Origin of the sequence: Frankia sp. KB5 (assembly GCF_002099325.1) — a bacterium.
Taxonomy (GTDB): domain Bacteria; phylum Actinomycetota; class Actinomycetes; order Frankiales; family Frankiaceae; genus Frankia; species Frankia casuarinae.
Map to the genome: position 1 here is coordinate 19,626 of NZ_MRUJ01000122.1, position 19,243 is coordinate 38,868.

Sequence of the window (19,243 nt, forward strand, 5' to 3'; positions counted from 1 at the left end):
TCCGTCGGGCGGACTTCACCGAACCGCCGATCGCGAAGCCGCGACTGCCGCGATCCGGACTCGTGCGGATCGTCGGCGTGGGCGACTCGGAGACCGAGGACCCGACGGATCCGGAACACGCCGCGGAGAAGACGCCGGATCGGGCCGACGAGAAGATCGGTCGCGCGGTGCGGATTCACTGGGCCGAGCCGGCCGGTGCCTCACCCCCGATCGACGCGGAAGCCGGCGGCCCGGWCACCCCGTSMSSKKCSRRSSGCSSSRGCAGGWSKYSRGGMWYSYSAYSRYSRTSRSRWKCCYSRMSWCCTGCYSSSGCSSYYSGMMSSKSACGGGGTGWCCGGGCCGCCGGCCTGACCGACCCGTTCGGCCCGCGGGGAGCGGTCTCCCCCACCGGCGCCCGGGGCCGCGCCCGTGCCTCGCCGGAGGGCAGGGGCCGAATCACGGGCCGAACCGCGCGGATCGGCGTCCGGCGGTGCGTCGTCGAGGCCCTCCAGATCGGACAGGGCGATGGGCCGCCACCGGTGCAGCGCCTCGTCGGCGCTCGCCCGGACGGTGGAATGTTCGACGCGGGGGAGGCCGGTGGCGGCCTCGTCCCGCAGTCCTCGCGCCCCGGTGTTCACGGGCGCGATACCGGCCCTCGCCAGCCGCGGCCACAACGAGGCCAACGCGGCGTCGGCGTCGAGTTCGAACTCGGACTGGCGGACCCGCCAGAACCGCCAGCCCGCCCGGCGCAGCTCGCGCTCCCGGGCGAACTCGTGCGCGATCTCGTCCGGACCGGAGCCGACGTCCCCGTCGCACTCGACGGCGAGCCGGGCCCGACCGCCGGAGACGACCAGGTCGATCCGCCGACCGTTGATCTCCACCTGCGGGGTGACCAGGTAGCCRCGGCCGACGATCTCCCGGAAGACCCGCTGTTCGAACAGGGATCCGAAGGCCGGATGCGGACGGTTGGTCGGCACTTCGGCGAGTGCCGGGGGCTCCTCGCCGCGGCCGCCGGCCGCCGGGTGCGTCGTGGACAGCACGTAGCTCAGATAGTTGTGCCGCAGATCGCGAGGGTCAAGATCGGTGACCGGTACGGAGTGGAACAGCCAGACCTGGTCGCGGGCCCGGGAGGCCGCGACGTTGAACCGCCGCTGGTACTCCAGCCGGGTCAGCGGGGTGATGCGCGAGTCGGGCGCCACCACCAGGGACAGGAAGACGACGTCGCGCTCGTCACCCTGGAAGTCGGCGGGGACGCCCACCCGCAGCCGTCGACGCTGGTGCTCGGCGGCGGACATCCGGTCGGCCAGCTGGTCGCGGATCAGCGCCGCCTGTGCGGTGCCCTGTGGGACGACGACGCCGAAGGAGAGCCGGGCGTACCGGGGATCCTCGGCGCAGGAGAGCACCTGTGCGACCAGGGCATCGGCCTCGGCCGGATTGCGTGGACCGAGGCCCGCGTCCGTGGTGAAACCGTGGGGAACGAACCGGGCGACCAGCGGCGGCAGCCGGTCGGCGCCAAACTGGCGCAGGGGAAGCAGCGGCGCGTCCCGGTAGAACATGGCCGACGACCACTCGATGATCTCCGGCATGCACCGGAAGTGCTCCCGCAGCCGGATCACCTCGCCGAAGCGGGTTCGCAACAGCGTGAACAGGCTCGACCGGGGGGTGAACCCGACGCGTAGCCACGCCGGCACCTCCGGCAGCAGGGCCTCCAGCCGGTCGAAGACCCGGTCGAGCTCGTCCGTGACCTCCACCGGCGGCGTGCACTGCCGGTCGTCGCCCACGACGATCACCCGTGGGGCGAGCCAGAGCAGGAACAGGCTGTCGAGCCCGGCCTGACTGCCTTCGTCGACGATCACGACGTCGAAGCTGTCGCGCACCGCCGGGATCGTCGACAGCACCTCCCGGATCGGCATGACCCAGGCCGGCACCGCCGTCTGGGCGATCTCCATCGCCTCCCGGGCGGCCTGGCGGAAACGCTCGGCGTGGCGGCCGCCGAAGGTGCCGCTGGCCGCCACCGCGTCGGCATAGGCGCGCAGCGCGGCCGACTGCTCGGCGCCCATCCGTTCGAGGCAGTGTTTCCACGCGCGGGCGCCGGCCAGCTCCGCGGTGGCCGCGGCGACCATGTCCTCCGCCGCGTCCAGCTCGGCGTCCAGATCGACAGGTGGTCCAGCCGGGCCGCCGGGGGCCGTGGCGGCGCCGGGGGCCGTGGCGGTCAGCCAGCTCGCGGCCACCGCCCAGGACCAGGCGGTCGTGAACGCCGCGAGCCTGGCCGGCCAGATCTCCGCTCCATTGGGCCGGGTCGCGCCGGCCGTCGAGACGAGGAGATCGGCGAGGTCGGGATGCGCCGCGCGCAGCCGGCCGAGCAGCTCGTCCCGGCGCAGCGCCACCTCCCGGGCAGCCATGGTGGTGGCGAGCGCGGCCCGGGTCCGCGTGTACGCGGCCATATTGCGGGCCGCTACCGCGCCGGCCAGCTCGGCGACCTCGGACGGCGTGCCCGCCGCGGTGGCAAGCCCGGCGTAGCCCTCCCGCAGTTCCCCCAGCGCCCGCTCGGCGTCGGCGGCGGCCGCCATCGGGCGCAGCGCGGCCATGACGGCCGCGAGATCCCGGACGCGCTCGGCGGAGTCCATCGCCGGTGCCCGGCCGGGCACGATGTCCTCCAGGATTGCCACGACCCGGTTCCGCGCCGCCACGATCGCCTGGATCTCCGTGACGGCCTCCTGCGCCTCAACCAGCCGGGACAGGCGTACCTCGAAGGGATCGGTGGGCCGCGGCGCGATCCCGACCAGGACCCATCCGCGGGTCGCGGCCTCGACCGCGACCTCCGCCCGGAGCCGGACGAGCACGAGATCGAGCAGCTCCGGGGTGGTCGGCGCGACGCCGTCCACCAGCGTCCGGGTCAGCAGCGTGTCCGCCTCCTTCTGGACCTTCGGCCGGAACCTGCGCCGTAGCTCGCCCCCGGCGTCGAGGTACTCGCGCAGCGCCTCCCCCCGGGCGAGCAGGGCGGCGGGGTCGAAGCCCGGATCCGCCGGGGAGCCGGCGTCGGCCGCCGAGGCGGAGCCGTCCGGGGAGGCGGAGGTCGGAAGGGCGACCGCGTGCAGACCGAGCTCGGTCACGTGCCGCGTCGCCTCGGCGATCATCGGCGTGGCCGCGGCCACCTTCGCCCAGAGGACCCGGTCCCGTCCGGCGAGGGCGTCGTCGAGGGCCGCCGGAACCCAGTGCCGTCTGTTCGACCGCTGCCCGCGCCCGTCGAGCTCCTCGAGCGCGCGGGAGAGGCTGGCGACCGCCTGCTGTAGCGGATCGAGGGAGACCACCGCGGGATCGACGGCGGCGAGCGTGTCGAGGAGACCCCGGGTCGCGGGACGGACGGCCGCGCGGGCAAGGCGGACCGCCTCGTCGGCCGCGCGGGCGGTGGCCACCAGGTCCGCGAACCGCTCGGCGGGTAGGAATCGGCTCATCTCGACCACCGGGCCGGCGGACCGGTCCGCGCCGACGTCCTGACCGGATCGCAGCAGGGCGTGGAGCTCCAGCGCCTCGGCGTCGGTCAACGGCGGGGGAACCGGCGCAGGGCCGACAGACCCGGACCCCATCGCCGTGGTCCTCGCGGTGGTGGTGGCTGCCGCGCTCCGGGGCACGGGCCGCGGCAGCCACCGCGACGCGTCGGCCTCGGCCCGGACCCGCGCCGCGATGCTCGCCCGCGTCCCGCCCCAGCCCGCGGCCACCTCGCTGTCCGGATGCACCGTGTGCTCGGCCAACCGCAGGGCGCGGGCCCGGTCCGCCAGGACATCGCGGGCGTGGATCGCCTCCTGCCGGCGCGCGGCGGCCCGCACGATCCGCCGGTCGAGCGCCTCGGGGTGATAGGTGGCCTTCTCCGCGGCCAGGGCGCTCACGCTCGCGGCGAGCTCGGGGGAACCCACGCCGATGCCGCCAAGCTCGTCCGCTTCGTCTTCGGCCCCGGCCGGGGCGGGGTCGAAGACTGTGTCGGGCCGGCCGTCCAGGTCCGCCCCCGCGTTCCCGGCCTGGTCGACCGGTGCGTCGCGCGCCTCCTCGGTATCGGTGAACGACACGCACAGCCGCTGCAGGTCCGGGGGCAGTTTCTCCCGCAGGACCCGCAGGGCTTGCGACTTCTGGCTGGTGACCAGAACCCGTTGCCCCTCCGCCAGCAAGGCGCAGACCAGGTTGGCGATCGTGTGCGTCTTGCCGGTGCCGGGCGGGCCCTCGACGACGACGCCGTTGTCGTGGCGAAGCCGTTCCAGCACCCGGGCCTGCTCGGGACTGGCCGGGAGCGGGAGCAGCGGGTCCGCACCGAGTTCGGCGCCGCTCGTCGCTCCCTCTGCCTCGAGCCAGGCCAACCGGTCGGCGGCGTCGAGGGTCTCCACCAGCTGGACGAGGCCGAGCGGCGGAGGTCCGTCACCCCGCAGGACGTCGAGCATCCGCTCGTAGTAGGTCAGCAGGGCGGCCTGGTCACGGGTGCGCAGGACGAAGGCCGGGGCGAAGGTCACCCGCGGGCGTGACGCGCTGTCGGGCGCGGGCGGCGCGGGCGGCGCGAGGTCGGGTTCGAAGCCGTCCGTCGGCACGTCGAGCGCCAGCGCCAGCCAGTCCCGCAGCAGCCGGATGTCGTCCGGACCCAGTGGCGCCGACGGTCGTCCCCGCAGGCGCTCGTGCAGCGCGTTCGTCCGTTCCCGGCGGAAGCCGGCGATGCCGTCGAGTAGCGGGCCGTCGGCGAGGCGCGTGGTGGCCCCCGCCGGGACCCGCACCCTGATATCGGAGGTGACCGGGTCGATGTCGCAGGTCAGCCGGGTGGTCAGCAGGTGCTCGCGGACGGTGGGGCCGCCCGGTGGCTGCCAGGTCAGCAGGCCGGTCGCCAGCACGAGTTCCAGCGCGTCACCCTCCTGGGCCACCCGGGCCGCGACCGCGTGCAGCGTGTTGTGCAGATTGCGTCGCTCCGCGTCAACGCGCGCGCGTGTCGCCCAGAGCTGCCATCGCGGCAACCAGGCCTGGTAGGCCGCCGCGGCGGCGGTCTGCTCGGCGGCGGCGCCGTTCCACACCGGCGGCTGGTCGGGATCGGCGCCGGCCGCGTCGGGCAGCACGATCTGGCCGGCGAGGATCGCGGGCGGTGGCGGCGGTGGGGGCAGGACGGTGGCGGCGGGGGCGGTCAGCAGCACCTCGCCGACCCCGGCGTGCTCGGACAGCGGCACGCCGGCCGGGATGTCGGCGAGCCACACCGTGAGCGGATGCTCCTCGATGGTCCGGATCCGGCCCGACCGGGCCGCCGCGACCTCATGGAGGAACCGCACCAGCCGGTGACAGCGGTCCGCGAGGGCGGCATGCCGCTCGGGGCCGGCGGTCTGCGTCGTCATCAGGACCTCGCTCTGGAGATCCCGGYGCCCGCGCCGGGAGGGAAACGCCGTCCGTCGGTTGTCGACACGTGACTTTCCTCCCGTCGGCGCTGTTCTCCCGATCCGCTCTCCCGATCCGTGGCGCCACCGATCTGTGACGCCCCGTCCGCGAGGTCGGCAGGATGCCGGCATCCTACGCATAATGACGTGCCCCTCTCCGACGGAGCGACAGGAGGGGGTAGCCCGTCCGCGGGGTGCGCCGGGTGCGGGTTCGGGTGAGGTTGCGGCGTGCCGCCGGCGGCATGGTGAGGCGGGTGCGACAACATACGCATCCGTGAGGTCACGGTTCTACGCTGATGTGCACATTCACTCCCGGTACTCGCGTGCCTGCAGTCGTGACTGCGATCTGGAGCACCTGGCCTGGTGGGCGGCACGCAAGGGCATCGCCGTCGTCGGCACCGGCGACTTCACCCATCCGGCCTGGTCTCAGGAGATCGCGACGAAGCTGGTCCCGGCCGAGCCCGGCCTGTTCCGGCTGCGGTCCGATCTCGAGCATGAGGTGCTGCGCACGTTACCGGCCTCCTGCCGGACGGCGACCCGCTTCATGATCTCTAGTGAGATCTCGACGATCTACAAGAGGGGCGACCGGACCCGTAAGGTCCATCATCTTCTCTACGCTCCCGACCGGGAGGCCGCCGGACGGATCACGGCGGCGCTGGCTCGGATCGGCAACCTCGCCGCGGACGGGCGTCCCATCCTGGGCCTGGACTCCCGCGATCTGCTGGAGATCACCCTTGGTGGCGGGGCGGGCTGCTATCTGGTCCCGGCGCACGTGTGGACGCCCTGGTTCGCGGTTCTCGGTTCGAAGTCCGGGTTCGACGYCGTCGAGGACTGCTACGGCGACCTCGCCGACGAGGTCTTCGCCCTGGAGACGGGGCTTTCGGCGGACCCGGAGATGTTCTGGCGGATCTCCGGTCTCGACCGCTACCGGCTGGTGAGCAACTCTGACGCCCACTCCCCGCCGATGCTCGGCCGGGAGGCGACCGCGTTCACCTGCGACCTCGACTACTTCTCCATCGAGGCCGCGCTGCGCGGCGGGGACGGCTTCGCGGGGACCGTCGAGTTCTTCCCGGAAGAGGGCAAGTACCACCTCGACGGGCATCGCAAGTGCGGGGTGGTCCTCACGCCGGACCAGACCCGGGAGGTCGGCGGACGCTGCCCCACCTGCGGCGGTGGCCTCACCGTCGGGGTCCTCAACCGGGTCGAGGCGCTGGCCGACCGGCGGCCCGGCCACCGCCCCGTCACGGCGCCCGACGTCACCTCGCTGGTTCCGTTGCCGGAGGTCGTCGGGGAGATTCTCGGCGTGGGCCCGAAGAGCAAGGCGGTCGCGGGCCAGGTGACGTCGTTGGTCTCCCGTCTGGGCCCGGAGCTCGACATCCTCGGCGACGTACCGCTCACGGACATCGCCGGGGTCGGATCGCCGGAGCTGGTCGAGGCAATCAGTCGCCTGCGCCGCGGGGAGGTGATCCGGCAGGCCGGGTTCGACGGCGAATACGGCGTCATCCGGTTGTTCGAACCCCGGGAGCTCGCCCGGGACGGTGGCACCCTGTTCGACCTGGGGTCCGGCGCGGCTGGTGGGCAGGACCGGATCGATGCGGGACCCTCCCTCGACGAGGCGCTCGCGGCGCGGGCGCGTCCGGCACCCGATGCCGCGGTGGTGCCGGGGGATGCCGCGGTGGCCGACAGCCAGCTGTTCACGCCGGTTTCCGGCGATACCCCGTCGGTGCTTGACGGGCTGGATCCCGAGCAGCGGCTGGCAGCCTCGCACCTGTCCGGTCCGCTGCTCGTCCTCGCCGGACCGGGAACGGGCAAGACCCGTACGCTGGTCCACGCGATCGCACACCGGGTCGCTGAGCACGGGGTGCCGGCCGGGGAGTGCCTGGCGGTCACCTTCACCCGGCGTGCGGCCGGGGAGCTCGCCGAACGGCTAGCCGGCCTGCTGGGTGACGCCGCGGGACGGGTGCTCGCGACGACCTTCCACGGCCTCGGGCTTACGATCATCCGTGAGCAGCACGCGAAACTCGCCCGGGGCCCGCAGGTCCAGGTCGCGGACGACGCGGTGCGCGTGGAGCTAATCGCCGCGGCACTGCACGGTGAGGGCGACGCCCGAACGCGCCGGCGGGTGGCGGCCGGTGTCGCCGAGCTCAAGCGGCACCGAGCGCTCGGCCAGGCGATCCGCGACCACGACCTGGTCGGGGCGCTCGCCCGTTACGACGCCGCGCTGCGCGATCGGGACATGGTCGACCTCGACGATCTGATCACCCTGCCGCTGACCCTGCTGCGGTCGTCCCCGGATCTCGCCGAGCACTACCAGCGGCGGTGGCGCCACGTCTGGGTCGACGAGTACCAGGACACCGACGAACTCCAGTACCGCCTGCTGGGGCTGTTGTGTCCCCCCACGGCCAACCTGTGCGTGATCGGCGACCCGGACCAGGCTATCTACAGCTTCCGGGGTGCGGACGTCCGGTTCTTCCTGCGGTTCGAGCAGGACTACCCGAGTGCCCGCCCGGTCGCCCTGACCCGCGGCTACCGATCCACCCGCACCATCGTGCGGACGGCGCTCGATGTGATCGCGCCCACGAGTCTGGTCCCGGACCGGACCCTGACCGCCGTGCGGGGCGCCGAGGGCGACGGCCCGGTGCTGCTGCGGCGCTACCGCAGTGAGGCCGAGGAGGCGATCGCCGTCGTCGACACGATCGACGCGGCGCTCGGCGGTACCTCGTTCCACGCGTTGGACTCGGGGGTGGACGGATCGGTCGACGCGGGGTTCTCCTTCGCGGACATCGCCGTGCTCTACCGGACCGCCCGCCAGGCCGAGCCGATCATGGAAGCGCTGGCCACCCGCGGTTTCCCGTTCCAGCGGCGCTCTCATCTCCCGCTCGCGGACGCTCCCGCGGTCGCCGACCTGCTCGCCCTGCTGCAGGACCTGACGACCACGGATCCCTCGGGTCCCGGCGTCCCGCGTCCGGTGTCGGGTCTGCTGCGCGACGCGGCGGCACGGGCCACCGATCTCGCCGAGGCGAGGAGAAGCGAGCTCGGCGCCGTGCCGTCCGACGGGTTTCCCGGCTTCTCCGGCGGACGGGTGCCGACCGAGGCCGAGCTGCGCCTGGCGGTGGAGCTGCTCGCACCGGCCGCCGCAGCGGCCGGCAACGACCTGGCGGGTTTCCTCACGTCGGTCACGCTCGCCGCCGAGGTCGACGGGCTGGACCCGAGGGCGGACCGGATCTCGCTGCTGACCCTGCACGCGAGCAAGGGTCTGGAATACGGCCTGGTCATCATCGTCGGTTGTGAGGACGGGCTGCTGCCGATGCGCTTCGGTCCGGCCGGTGAGGCGCCGGGCGGTGGGATCCCGGGCGGTGGCGTCAACGGAACCGCCGACGGAACCGCCGACGCCGGCACGAAGGACGCCGAGGCGGAGGAGCGCCGACTCTTCTTCGTCGGCGTCACCCGGGCCAGGCATCGGTTGGTCCTCACCTCGGCGGCCAGCCGGCGGCGCGCCGGGTCGGTCGTGACGACCCGTCCCTCACCGTTTCTTGCGGACATCAGGCCGGCTTTGCTGTCCTCTGTCCCGGCCGAGGGCGGGCGGCGCCGGTCGCGCCGGCCGGCACCGGGCAAGCAGTTGCGACTCCTCTGAGCCACCGGTCCGGAGCCGCTGGACCGACACTCGCGCGGCCCGGCGGCTCAGCGCTTGCGCAACACCATCGCGAGGTTCCAGGTCACAATCTCGCGGGCACCGGGAATCTTGATGATCACCTTCGCCCAGTCGGGCAGATAGCGCGGCATCGCGTCGAGGATCTCGACGTCGGACCGCCGCTTCGCCCAGGCGAGGGTGTCGGCCACCGACACCGGAAATAGAGTCTTGCCGTAGATGTTTTTCGGCGCCTTGCCCTTGCGGCGTTCGAACCTCGCCGCCGCCCGGTCACCACCCAGATAGTGCCAGGGTGCGGTCTCGTGGCCGCCCCAGGGGGACAGCCAGTTCGTGTAGCTCAGGAAGATGAGCCCGCCAGGGCGGGTCACCCGGGCCAGTTCGGAGCACATCCGCCACGGGTCGGGGACGTGTTCGAGCACGTTTGACGTGTAGCAGAGATCAACGCTTCCGGAGAGGAACGGCAGGTCCAAGGCGCTGCCCCGGACCCGGCCGGGAACCTCGATGCCACCGGCCTCCATCTCCGAGACGTCCGGCTCGACCCACACGTACCGGGCGCCGGCGTCGAGGAAGGCCGAGCGGAAGTAACCCGGGCCGCCGCCGACGTCGAGGACGAGCTGGCCGGTCAGGGATGTGTACCGCATCAGCTGGCGCACGGAGTCCGCGGCGATCAGCGAGTAGAAGCCAGCCGGGTCGACGGGCTCCTTGCGGTGCGCGAGGAACAGCGTCTTCGAGCGCGACAGTCCGAACCCGGAATAGGGCAGGGCGCGCACCAGCGGACCCTCCTTGGTCCGCTCGCGGGGAGTGGCCGCCGCCTGCGCTCCGCTCGCCGTGCCCGCTCCGCTCGCCGGCACCGGGCCGGACGGGCCGGCCGGCGGCGCGGTCCCGAAAGCCGCGGCCCGGGACTCGCCACCCGGTTCCGGGGTCGCCGCGGAGGGTGTCGGGGCCTGCCTCGAGCCCTCGGGGGGAGCCGTGGAAGCCGCAGCCGTGGACGCGGTGGAGGTCGCCGCGGATGCCGCCGTGTCAGACATGCCGGGGACGATAACACCACGGCGGCGGGCCTTCGGTGGGCGGCGGGAGCCGCCCGGGCCGCCAGTCGGATCCGCCCCGGCCGTGGCGTGGACGCCCGGTCCGCAGTGGCCTCGGCGTCCGCCCGATCTCCCGGCTCCGCTGCGCGGATCAGGGGCATACCACGCTTGTTGTGGAATTATCCGGGCCCTGAGGTTTATTGTTTACGTGTTGAATACTCCTTTGGTCCGTTGGTGCTTCTTCGTTCCCTGAACCCGGCGACGTGTGTTCCCGGCGATCCTGAGGGCTGGTGATGGTGGTAGTGCACCCGGTTCCGCTGGCAGGGCCGACTGCCTTCCGAGAATCTGGACTATCTGGACTATCTGGACTGTTTGGGATGCTAGTGATCATCCCGCCCGCCCGGCCGATCGCCGTGGCCCAGGGMATGGGCTAGGCCGCGGGGATGTCGCAGACCTACGAAAGTCCCGACTTGCCTTCGTCCCCTGTCTCGGCGTTATCGCCGGCCTGGCGACACGTTCTTGATCAGCCTATGGGTATGCGGGCCGAACTGGACCGCCTGCGCCGCCACGCGCCCTTTTACGACGCGACGGTGGACGAGATCGACGGCCGCCGGATACGGATCGGTGATCATTGGCTCACCGATTTCGCGTCGTGCAACTACCTTGGCCTCGATCTCGACCAGGAGATCATCGAGGCGGTCCCGGAGTACCTGGACCGCTGGGGCACCCACCCGAGCTGGTCGAGGCTGATCGCCAGCCCGCGGATGTACGACGACATCGAGCACACGCTCGCAGCTCTCCTCGGTGCCGAGGACGCGCTGCTGCTCCCGACCATCACCCACATCCAGCTGTCGGTGCTGCCCGCCCTCGTGGGCAAGGGGGCCCTCTTCGTCGAGGTGCACGCCCATCAGACGGCACATGACGGCGCGGTCGTGGCAGCGGCCCATGGCGCCGCCGTGGCGCGCTTCCGCGAGGACCGGCTCGACCGGCTGGAACGCCGGCTGCGGACGAGCCCCCACCCCCGGGTGGTGTGCGTCGACGGCGTCCACAGCATGACCGGAAACGGCCCGCCGCTCGCCGAACTCGCGGCGCTCACCCGTGCGCACGACGCCCTGCTCTACGTCGACGACGCCCACGGGTTCGGTGTCGTCGGCGAGCGTGATCCCGCCGCGTCGAGCCCCTACGGCAGCCGCGGCAACGGAATCGTCCGCCATCTCGGYGAGACCTACGACGATCTCGTCCTGGTCGGCGGTTTCTCGAAGGCGTACTCGTCGCTGCTCGCCTTCGTCGCCTGCCCCACGGAGGTGAAGGAGTATCTGAAGTCCACCGCGGGCCCGTACGTCTTCTCCGGCCCGTCGCCGGTGGCGTCCCTGGCGACCGGGCTGGTCGGGCTGCGGGTCAACGCGGAACGCGGGGACGCCATCCGGGCCCGGCTGCACCGCCTGACCAGCCGGTTCCTCGACGGCCTGCGCGGGCTCGGTCTGTTCACGCTCAACGCCAGCGGCTTTCCGATCATAGAGATTCCCCTGGTCGACGCCGCGCAGGCCGAGCCGTTGGGCCGGTTTCTGTTCGAACGGGGGATCTTCGCGAGTGTGGTGCCGTTCCCGGTCGTTCCCCGTGAGCAGGTCGGGGTGCGCATCCAGGTCACCGCGGCCAACACCAACGCCGAGATCGATCATCTGCTGGCCGTCCTGGCCGAGGCGGTCGAGCGGTTTCCCCTGGTGTCGGTCCCGCGGGCCCGCGCCGGCGACTGAACCCCACCTCGCCGAGACAGGCTCCTACCGGGGTCCCCGCATTGCGCCGGAGGCGCCATGCGGGGCAAGGCGGGCGACCGGATACCGGTCCCGGTCGAGGCGGATGTCGGCATCCCGGACGCGGGCCAGAACGGCGAGGAAATCGGCCCGTGGAATCTCCACCGCACCCAGGTCGATCAGATGCGGGGTCGCGATCTGCACGTCCAGCAGCACCCCGCCGGCCGCGGTGAACCGGGCGTCGAAGTCGGCCAGAGCCACCTTGGAGGCGTCGGTCCGGGTGCGGAACATCGATTCACCGACGAACACGCCGCCGACGCCCACTCCGTACATGCCGCCGACCAGCTCGTCGCCCTCCCAGACCTCGATGCTGTGCGCCCAGCCCAGGGCGTGCAGCTCGGCGTAGCCCTCGACCAGTTGGGGAGTGATCCATTCGGAGGTACCGCCGCGGCGGCAGCCGCGGACGACGTCGACGAAGCGCTCGTCGACGGTGGTGGTCCACCCGCAGTTACGCAGCCGCTTGCGCAGTGTCCGGTTGACCCGCAGCCGGCCGATCGGGATCACCGCCCGGGGGTCGGGGCTCCACCAGGGCAGGTCCAGCCCACCGGGACGGTGCGGGGGCAGATGGGGGATGCGTCGGGCGGCCACCGCCGCCCGCAGGATCTCGCGCAGCCACCCCCCGCCCCCGCGGGTCCCGCTGCTCGCGTCGTCGCTGTCGTCCCCGTGGGCCTCGTCGTCCTCATGGACCTTGCCGCCGTCGGCCTCGCTCGCCGGCCAGGGGAAGGCGCCGGCCCGGTAGGCGCCGATCAACGTCGCCGAATCCAGCTCACCGCCGACGGCGACCGGGGCCTGGCGGGGGCTGCTCAGCAGTGAGAACCCGTCCCATACGGTGGGGCCGAGATCGCGGGGCGGCGCCGTCAGCGCCACGACTTGACCGCCGGCGTCCGATCCGGGGCGACTGGGGCGTTCAGCACGGCACTCTCCATCGTCGGGGAGAGATCGCCGGGACATTCCTCCGTCCGGCCGATCGTCTCCGGATCGATCATGCCAGCCGACGGCGCCCGTCGCCGCAGTTGCTCGGTCACCTGCTCGGATGGGCCCGGATGGCCGAGGAAGTAGCCCTGAGCCAGGTCGCAGCCGAAATCCCGCAGCATCCGCATCGCTCCAGCGGTCTCCACGCCCTCGACGACGATGCGCAGGCCGAGCGCGTGGGCGAGCCCGACCGTCGAACGGACGATCGCCTCGGCCCGGCCATCGACCTCCATGCGTTGGATGAATGACTTGTCCAGCTTCAGCACGTCAACGGGCAGCTCCCAGAGCCTGGYCAGGGAGGAGTACCCGGTGCCGTAGTCGTCGACGGCGATTCCGATCCCCAGGTCGCGCAGCTCCCCGAGTACGGCGGCCGTGCGGACCCGGTCGAGCATCAACGTGGTCTCGGTGATCTCCAGCTCGAGTGCCGTCGGGCTCAGCCCGAAGCCGGAGAGCATGCCGCTGACCTGTTCGGGAAAGCCACGGTCCAGCAGGTCCGAGGCGGACAGGTTCACCGCCACCGCTACGTCGAATCCGGCGGAGTGCCACTGCCGGCACTGGCCCAGGGCGGTCTCCAACACCTCGATGGTCAGCATCCGGATGAAACCGGCCTGTTCGGCCAGGGGGACGAATTCCTCTGGCCCAAGCAGGCCGCGGCTGGGATGCCGCCAGCGGACCAGGGCCTCCACGGCATTTGCCTGCCCGGAATCGAGGTCGACCTTGACCTGGTAGTGCACCTCCAGCTGGCCGGTGCCGAGCGCCGCGCGCAGGGACTCGATCATGTYGAGGCGGACGAGGCTGTTCACGTCGGAGCCGGGACGGTAGGACTCCACGCCGGTGCGGCCCGACTTCGCGGCATACATGGCCACGTCGGCACGCTGCAACAGGATGTGGGCGTCCTCGGCGTGGTCGGGGTACACGGCGGCGCCGATGCTCGCGCCGACGTGCAGGGTCACCCCGCCGACGTCGAAGGGATCGCCGAGCACGGCCAGCACCCGGTCGGCGACGCGTTTCGCGGCCTCGATGTCCGCGTGTTCGAGCAGGACCGCGAACTCGTCGCCGCCCAGGCGGGCATGCAGGTCGCCGGGACGCAGGGCGTCGGAGATACGGGTTCCGACCTGCGCCAGCAGCGCGTCGCCCACCTGATGCCCCAGCGAGTCGTTGATCTCCTTGAACCGGTCAAGGTCCAGCAGGAGGAGGGCGAAGGTGTCCACCCCGGTGGCGCGCTGCTCGGCCTTCGTCAGCCGTTCGATGAAGCCACGCCGGTTTGCCAGGCCCGTCAGCTCGTCAGTGCGGGCCAGCACCTTGCTTTCGGCGAGCTGCTGGACCTCGATGAAGGTGAACGCGGCGCGGGCCAGGGCCGTCAGCACCGTGGCCGCGGCGAGTCCGACGGTGACCTTTGGCAGCTGGACCGTGGCGCCGAGGACGAGCAGACCGAGCGCGATCACGGTGAGCACCAGTGGGACCGCGATGACGCCCCAGCCGGACATCTTGGYCGGTGGGTGCCAGCGCGGTCGCAGCCAGGCGGCCAGGGCCGGCATGAGCACCGAGAACAGCCACAGCGTGCCGAGGAGGCCGGACCCGGGGTCCCTGTCCGTGGTGACGATGACCAGCAGGAGTGAGTCGGCTATCGCGAAGCCCACCAGCCCGATGCCCAGCAGCCACCACACCCGGCCGGGATGCCAGCCCAGCAGGCTGAACACCGTGACGATCAGCAGGATCAGCAGCAGGTCGGCGAGCGGATAGATCAGGTTCACCGTCATCGTCCACGCGCTGTAGCGCGGATACGCGTTCGCCATCGCCACGCCGATGCCGCTGGTCAGCGCGGCCACGCCGAGCAGGCCGACGAGCGCGTCCATCCAGATGCTCGTGTGCAGCCGGAGCACTCTTCTGCGTAGCAGGAGGATGACGGCGACATAGCACGCCGGATAGAAGAGCAGCCAGCCGAGATCGGCCAGCGACGGCCCGAGGTCGTCGTCCTGCCGGCCGGCGACCGCCGCGTTGTAGTAGATCGTCGCGCCTCCGTAGCTGATGAGCCCGGTGCCGAGCAGAGCCCAGGGGAGGCGTTCGCCGCGGATCAACACCGCCCGCGCCAGGCAGATCAGGCCCGAGCCGAGGGCGACGCCGTAACGCAGCGACCCGGTCTCGTTGCCGATGTGGGGCACGGTGACGAACGCGGAAACGGACAGGTAGACCGTGGCGACGATCAGGACGAGCTGGGTAATCCGGATCAGACGGAACCGGCACGGGGGAGGGAGAGAGGCGGTCAACCGGTCATCCCCCCGCAGAGTGGTGGAAACCTGTGCACGTGCCCGGCATCGTGCCGACGGCCATCGCCCGGTGCCGCGGCGACGACACCAGCGGCACCGACGGCCGTCTTGCCGGCCGGTTCGCCGAAGGCCGGTTCGCCGAAAAATATGATCTTTTATGGGTGCGCCGTGGGCGGGCGCTGGTGGCGACTCCCCCTCCGGCCCCTCTCCGGTGCCGCCATGGTGCCGACTCCGCAGATCCAGTAATCGACCGCCGCCGATGGCGACCGGTCCTGCGGGAGGAGTGGGACTACCTCCGTCGAGGGAAAGGGTACGGACACCCCGGAGGTCCCGCCACTCGGGCCTCATGTGACCATCATGACGGAGGCTTGGCCGGGCATGCCTACATTCTCGTGCATCTCAGCCTCTTGTCATTTATATATCGAAATTTGTTGCGATTTGCGGGCGTGGCGTTGGGTTCGGGTGGGGTGACCGCGCGCAGGCGTGGCCGTGTCGTCGACTCATCACGTCAGGGCGGCCCGATCATGGTCGCCGCGGCCGGAGGCTGCCGCCGCGCGACAGATGGGAAAATATCGGCTATGTCCCGCTTCCCGCGCTGGAGGCGGGGGAGGAGCGCACATGCGGATCGGTCTGCAACTACCCGACTTCACCTCCCCGCACGGTTCCGGGCGGCTCGGGGAAGATCTGGCCGAGGTGGTCCGCGTGGCGGACACGGTCGGATTCGACTACCTGGCCGTCATGGACCACTTCTTCCAGATCGCGATGGTCGGTCCGGCCGAGAACGAGATGCTGGAGGCGTACACGACGCTGGGTTTCCTGGCCGCCCACAGCCGCCGCGCGAAGCTGCTGACCCTGGTCACYGGGACGGTCTACCGGGAGCCCGGCGCCCTGGCGAAGATTGTCACGACGCTGGACGTGCTCTCCGGCGGGCGGGCCTGGCTGGGCATCGGCGCCGCCTGGTACGAACAGGAGGCGGTCGGTCTCGGTCTGCCGTTCCCGCCGCTGGCCGAGCGGTTCGAACGGCTCGAGGAGACGCTGCAGATCTGCCTGCGGATGTGGAGCGGTGACGAGAGCCCCTTCTCTGGCCGGTACTACCAGTTGGCCCGTCCACTGAATTCGCCGCAGCCGCTGACGCGGCCGCATCCACCCATCCTGATCGGTGGGGGTGGCGAAAGGAAGACGCTACGCCTCGTGGCCCGGTACGCACAGGCGTGCAACCTCTTCCCCGGTCCCGATCTGGCGCGCAAGCTCCAGGTGCTGCGTGAACACTGCGAACGCGAGGGTCGGAACTACGACGACATCCTCAAGACCGTGGTCTTCTCCTTTGACGTCGGACCGAGGGGGGAGAATGTGGCGAGGATTCTCGACGAGCTGAACGACCTGGCCGAACTCGGTGTCCAGGCGGTTCTCGGTGGCGTGCGCGACGTCTGGCACGTCGAGCCTCTGCACATACTCGGTGAAGAGGTGATTCCGCGGGTCGCCGGGCTCGCCGAGATCTCCTGACCCAGATCTCCAGGCCGGTCCCGAAGGGGGGCAGCTCGTTCTCGGCCAGGCCCGTGCGCGGCGCCGGACCCGGGGACCTCCCGTCAGCCCGAGCGGAGCCGCTGGTCATGAGTCCAACGCGTGTCGGCCGCACTGACCAGGGCAGCCGGCAGGCGATTACCCGGGCAGTCCGGTGACCGGACAGGAAACGGACCTTGAGGGATGTCCAGCGCTCGATTCCGACATTGTCGCCCGTCCGCGGTATCCGTCTGACTACTCTGCTGGTGGGAGAACTGGCGGGGCAGCGGAACGAGGTCGTTGGAACGAGGTCGTCGATGTCGAACGCGAAGCACCCGGGCTGGACTCCGAGTACTCTTCGTCGCTTCCGTGAGGCCCGGGGCCTGACGCAGGACGGGCTCGCCGAGCAGGTGCGTGGCCTCGCTGGGGGAGAAAACTTCACACCGCCCGCGGCGACCGCGGAAATGGTCCGTCGGCACGAGCTCGGGAAAGTATTCCCGGGAGTCGCCTATCGGCGTGCCTACTGCCTGCTATTCGCGGTCGCCGAGCCGGAGCTGGGGTTTCGGCCGGCCGAGCGGCTGCGGCTGCTCGCGCCGCACCGGTATGTCCGGGCGGTACGCGAGTTCGACGAGATCTGGCRCACCCTGCGGGAGACCGTCCCGGYCCCGGTGTTTCGGCCCCGCCCTGGGCACGGTGCGTCCCTAGTCGCCCCGCTTCGTCTACGACAGAGGCAGTAGTAGTAGTATTAATACTACTACTACTACTGTAGTAATGCGGGGCGGGATTTCTCCTGTCTGTGACGGTTCGTGGTGCGGACATCACGAGATGACGATCGGAGCGACCGTGGGGCCAACGGAGATCAACGGACTGCCTGCGCACGTCTTGCTCGTGCATGTGGTTGTCATCCTCGTGCCGCTGGCAGCGATGCTGGTGGTGCTGTCCGCGCTGTGGCCGGCGGYGCGKYGCCGRCTGGGCGTCATCACCCCGCTGGTCGCTCTGGTCGCGTTGGTGAGCGTGCCGCTCACCACCCATGCGGGGGAGTGGCTTGAGGCACGCGTGCCCTCGAACGAGCTGGTCCGCCGGCACGCCGAACTCGGCGACACCCTGCTGCCCTGGGCTGCCGGGCTGTTCGTCGCGGCCGCGGCGTCGTGGGTGCTCGCACGCCGCTCGGCCGCCACCGGAACGGAAACGGCTCCGGCGCGCACCGCGACCGGTCCCGGCCGGACGGTGCTCGTGGCGGTTCTCGCCGTGCTCGGCCTGGTCGTCGCCGCCGGTTCGGTCGTGCAGGTCTACCGGATCGGCGACAGTGGTGCCCAGGCCGTCTGGCACGGCAGCTTCAGCCGGACTCCCCTGCCCGGTGATGGGCCTGCCCGGTGATGGGCCTGCCCGGTTCAGGTGAAGGCCTGCGGACGAGGATCCTGCGGTACCGCAGGATCGGGACGGGCCGGATCGGCCTGGGCGGAGTGCTCCACCTCGAGCAGGGACTCCGCGTGYCGTTCGGCCTCGAACGCGGCGGCCCCACCCCGGACTCTGAACAGCCGTTTGCTCACGATGAGGTAGACGACGGCACCGACGTTGATGACAAGCGCTCCGATGCGCAGGACCGTGATCCGCTCGGTGAGTTCGTAGATCTCCAACGGCAGGAACGCCGACGTGGCGACGGCGGCGAAGTACTCGCCCCAGCGCTTGAGTAGCCATAGCCCGATCCCCTCGACGACCTGTACGGCGGCGTAGCCGAACAGCAGCAGCGCGACGAGGAGCAGGGTGTGGGGACGGGTGTGCAGGAGGTGGTGCAGGCGATCGATTGTAGGGGAATGGTCGAGATCGAGACGCAGGACGTCGGCCAGCGGGCGCGCCGCGGGCACGGCCCGGTCGAACAGCTGCTGGAGCTGCCCCTCCGATCGGCGGAACCGGAGGATGGCGTAGCCGATCAGGACCATGAGCAGCGCCCGGAGTATCCGTTCCACGGCGAGCAGCCGCAGGACCGTCGCGTCGCGCAGCGCCCGTCCGCGCAGGAGCAGCGGTGCGTCCTCAGCCGGTCCGGACAGGGCCGGCTCCCCGACGACGAAGTCGCCGCACCGTAGGCACCGCCAGCTGACACCGACGGCGGTCCGGGCGGTCAGYCGCTCGGCCAGCGATGTCTCGTCCGGACGGTAGGTGACGTGGCCCTTGCGGGCACACGTCCGCAGCTCCCAGTTCATCCGCGCCATCCACGTCCCACCCGTGTCTCCAGCCCGCCGCGCTTCTTCCCAACCTAGGCTGACACAGCTTGGCGCGAGAACCCGGTCCGTGGCGGGCGGCCGACCCGTGAGCACCCGGGTTRCAACCGACGGGCATGGCGGGTCGCGTGTCCCCGGCGGGGCACGTCGCAGAAGGGGGAGGCGCTGATCTGGGCGTTTCTGTCGGGCAGCTGGTCTTRGAGGCCAGTTTCGAGGTCCGACAGGGTCGACGATGAGCGCATCATCGCCGCTGGCGGCGTYGAGCGCACGTGGGCGCGGCGTGGCATTCACATCGGTGACTGTGATCATGGCGCTGGTGGTTGGTCTGACGTTTTTGTTCGGGTTCGGGAACGTCTGGCTGCTCGCCCTGAGGCTGGGCGTGCCGGTGTATGTGGCGCCGTTGGTGGCGCCGGCGGTGGATCTGT

At 71.5% G+C, this 19,243-nt stretch carries 9 protein-coding genes and 2 pseudogenes; 6 read left to right on the forward strand and 5 right to left on the reverse strand.

Going from position 1 to position 19,243, the window contains the following annotated elements:
- Positions 1–200 precede the first annotated feature (200 nt).
- Positions 201–5,336, reverse strand: a pseudogene (locus KBI5_RS13135) (AAA domain-containing protein).
- A 313-nt stretch (positions 5,337–5,649) separates the two neighbouring features.
- On the opposite strand from KBI5_RS13135, the gene KBI5_RS13140 reads away from it, so the two are divergent.
- On the forward strand, positions 5,650–9,009 hold the full coding sequence (locus KBI5_RS13140; protein ID WP_085015389.1) for a UvrD-helicase domain-containing protein: 3,360 nt from the start codon (positions 5,650–5,652) through the stop codon (positions 9,007–9,009).
- A 47-nt stretch (positions 9,010–9,056) separates the two neighbouring features.
- Here KBI5_RS13140 and KBI5_RS13145 read toward each other — a convergent pair whose 3' ends face one another.
- A complete protein-coding gene (locus tag KBI5_RS13145) occupies positions 9,057–9,794 on the reverse strand; it encodes a class I SAM-dependent methyltransferase (protein ID WP_085015394.1) in 738 nt (245 codons plus the stop codon).
- 698 nt (positions 9,795–10,492) lie between these two features.
- Here KBI5_RS13145 and KBI5_RS13150 point away from each other — a divergent pair.
- Positions 10,493–11,803, forward strand: a complete 1,311-nt coding sequence (locus KBI5_RS13150; RefSeq protein WP_085015390.1) for a pyridoxal phosphate-dependent aminotransferase family protein — start codon at positions 10,493–10,495, stop codon at positions 11,801–11,803.
- Between the two features lie 24 nt (positions 11,804–11,827).
- Here the strand turns inward: KBI5_RS13150 and aat are convergent, their stop codons facing one another.
- Positions 11,828–12,727 (reverse strand): leucyl/phenylalanyl-tRNA--protein transferase, encoded by a 900-nt coding sequence (aat, locus tag KBI5_RS13155; RefSeq protein WP_198537691.1) that lies wholly within the window; start codon positions 12,725–12,727, stop codon positions 11,828–11,830.
- Positions 12,718–15,099, reverse strand: coding sequence for an EAL domain-containing protein (locus tag KBI5_RS13160; protein WP_085015391.1), 2,382 nt, complete (start codon positions 15,097–15,099; stop codon positions 12,718–12,720). The genes aat and KBI5_RS13160 overlap by 10 nt, the downstream gene beginning before the upstream one ends.
- 618 nt (positions 15,100–15,717) lie before the next feature.
- Between KBI5_RS13160 and KBI5_RS13165 the strand changes: the two genes are divergently transcribed.
- From KBI5_RS13165 to KBI5_RS13175, 3 genes are all read left to right on the forward strand, one after another.
- Complete coding sequence (locus KBI5_RS13165; protein WP_023842060.1) at positions 15,718–16,602, forward strand: LLM class F420-dependent oxidoreductase; 885 nt, start codon at positions 15,718–15,720, stop codon at positions 16,600–16,602.
- Between the two features lie 314 nt (positions 16,603–16,916).
- The gene (locus KBI5_RS13170; protein ID WP_133057021.1) at positions 16,917–17,336 is read left to right on the forward strand and encodes a hypothetical protein; all 420 of its coding nucleotides are present in this window, start codon (positions 16,917–16,919) and stop codon (positions 17,334–17,336) included.
- Positions 17,337–17,442: 106 nt separating this feature from the next.
- Complete coding sequence (locus KBI5_RS13175) at positions 17,443–17,976, forward strand: DUF2231 domain-containing protein (protein WP_198537693.1); 534 nt, start codon at positions 17,443–17,445, stop codon at positions 17,974–17,976.
- 14 nt (positions 17,977–17,990) lie between these two features.
- Here the strand turns inward: KBI5_RS13175 and KBI5_RS13180 are convergent, their stop codons facing one another.
- Positions 17,991–18,800, reverse strand: coding sequence for a DUF2127 domain-containing protein (locus tag KBI5_RS13180; RefSeq protein WP_108913274.1), 810 nt, complete (start codon positions 18,798–18,800; stop codon positions 17,991–17,993).
- Between the two features lie 250 nt (positions 18,801–19,050).
- On the opposite strand from KBI5_RS13180, the pseudogene KBI5_RS27835 reads away from it, so the two are divergent.
- Positions 19,051–19,243, forward strand: a pseudogene (locus tag KBI5_RS27835) (hypothetical protein); the annotation flags it as partial.